Raw genomic sequence first — 2,004 nt, 5'->3', positions numbered from 1 at the left:
GGATCTCCTTGTTGACGAAATCCCGCAGCGTGTCGCGGAACATCTTCTGCTCTTCAGAGAGGGAGAAATCCATGATCAGTCCTAGGGCCTATCTCAAAGTCCGATACGGAAAAATTTGGCGACTTATTGCGCTTTATCAGCCGCTCCATGCATTGCTTGTGCCAGGACTGCAAAGAGCCTTGGCACAAGTCGACCCCATTCGCTTCCACCTGAGGACCACCTCTGTACTGCCGATTCCGGAACACCGGTGGCGCCGACCCGACCCGGGACCCGCGAGGGGCCCTCACCGAACATGCGCCACTGGGCACCAGACTGTTTCAACAACTTTGAAACAGACTTCAATTCGAAGGGGCGAACACCGGCAGGTGGCGGCCGTCGGGCAGGGCGCGCCAGGCCACCTTCACGGGCGCGTCGCACCGCCAGGAGTCGGGGTCGGCGTCCACGAGGTTGGTCAACAGCAGCGGACCCTCGGCCAGGCGGACACGGGCCACCACGTAAGGGGTCTCCAGACCCGGCCGGGGAGCGCAGTGCACGAGGGTGTGGGAGTCGATGGTGCCCTGGCCGGAGACGTCGGTGAAGTCCAAATCCATGCCGCCGCACCCGGTGCACAGGGCCCGCGGGTAGTGCTGCAGATGCCCGCACGCCAGACACCTTTGGATGGTCAGCCGCCGCTCGCGACCGTCATCCGAACACCGCCGTGGGCACGACCTCGATGAGGAACTCCGGCCGCAGCAGCGCCGAGCACACCACGGAGGTCAGCGCCGGGGTGTCGCCGAAGTACTTGCGGCGGATCTCGGCGATCTCCTCATACCGTGCGACGGCGTCGGGGGTGATGTACTCGACCAGCCGGGTGACCGAGCCGTAGGGCAGGGTCTCGCCGAGTCCGGCCTCGCGGAGCACCGCCGCGATTCCGGCGTAGGTGTACTCGGCCTGGGCGAGGAGGTCGCCTTCGAAGATGGCCTTCTGCGTGGCGGGCTCCAGCGAGCCGAAACCCGACATGAACAGGGTCCGCTCGGTCGCCAGACCGGGCTTGTAGGTGAGGGTCTCGTAGCGCTTCCAGCCGGGGTTGACGGCGCGGAACGGCACGGTGGAGGCGATCGCGTCCAGGGAGACCATCGCGCCGGGCACCACGGCCTGGTCGATGACGATGCCCGCCGCGCCCGGGTGCACGGGTCGTCCGTCCGGGCCGGTCCCGCCGAGGAGTTCCTTGCGGGGGCGTCCGCAGCGCGGGTACTGCGAGCGGGTCGCGCGGGCGGTGTAGTCGGTGGTCTGCACCAAAGCGTCCAGACCCAGGTCGGCGGCCTTCAGCAGCTCGCCGGCCTTCTCCAGGCAGTACCGGTACTGCTCACGGAAGTCGTCGGCGAACACCACCGAGGTCCCGTCGTGCGGGTGGACGCTCGGCAGGTAGGCGATGTCGTCGGCGACCCGCAGTGTTCCCCGGTGGAAGCCCTCGTCGGGGTGGGCCTGCACCAGCCGTCCGCCGCCGGGAAAGGCGGTCAGCTCGACCGACAGCTCGGCTCCGGCCTGCGGCAGGCCCTCGACGCCGACGGTCGCGACCGGCACCCGGTGCCCGCCCAGCGCCGCGGACCGGGCGCTCTCGACCCGCTCGTAGGAGTCCAGTGCGGTCTTGGTGGCGTACTCCACCACATGCACCACATCGGCCGGGCCGAGCCCGGCCGACGCCAGCGCCGCGAACGCACCGGCGTAGGCGTCTTCGGCGGTGCCCGCCACGGACGACAGGCGTGTCGTTTCAGAGCTCATGGTTCTCCAATGCACGGATGAGAACGGTCAAGGACGGCACATCGGCCCGGGCGCTCACCGGACAGGGCTGGGACGCTCCCGGTCACGCCGGCTCTCCGGCGCCGGGGAGCTGGAGCTGCCCGGTCTTGGCCTCGGGGAAGTAGTTCTTGTCGTGCGTGGCGCCCTTCTTGTAGATCATGACCGAGCGCACCCAGGACACGATCTCCTCGCCGTCCTGGTTCAGACCCCGCGTGCGCATCGTGA

The 2,004-nt window shown here is 68.3% G+C and carries 2 protein-coding genes and 1 pseudogene; all 3 read right to left on the bottom strand.

Annotation, left to right across the window (positions count from 1 at the left end; all coding sequences use genetic code 11):
- Positions 1-338 precede the first annotated feature (338 nt).
- Positions 339-590, bottom strand: a complete 252-nt coding sequence (locus ABD327_RS15030; RefSeq protein ID WP_344450986.1) for a Zn-ribbon domain-containing OB-fold protein — start codon at positions 588-590, stop codon at positions 339-341.
- A gap of 9 nt (positions 591-599) precedes the next feature.
- A pseudogene (locus tag ABD327_RS37470) lies at positions 600-671 on the bottom strand (zinc ribbon domain-containing protein); the annotation flags it as partial.
- Between the two features lie 10 nt (positions 672-681).
- On the bottom strand, positions 682-1,761 hold the full coding sequence (locus ABD327_RS15025) for a RidA family protein (RefSeq protein WP_344450985.1): 1,080 nt from the start codon (positions 1,759-1,761) through the stop codon (positions 682-684).
- Positions 1,762-2,004 lie beyond the last annotated feature (243 nt).

The organism is Actinocorallia aurantiaca (genome assembly GCF_039533685.1).
Classification (GTDB): Bacteria; Actinomycetota; Actinomycetes; order Streptosporangiales; family Streptosporangiaceae; genus Actinocorallia; species Actinocorallia aurantiaca.
The sequence above is the reverse complement of the archived record's forward strand: the minus strand, read 5'-3'. Positions and strand labels throughout refer to the sequence as shown.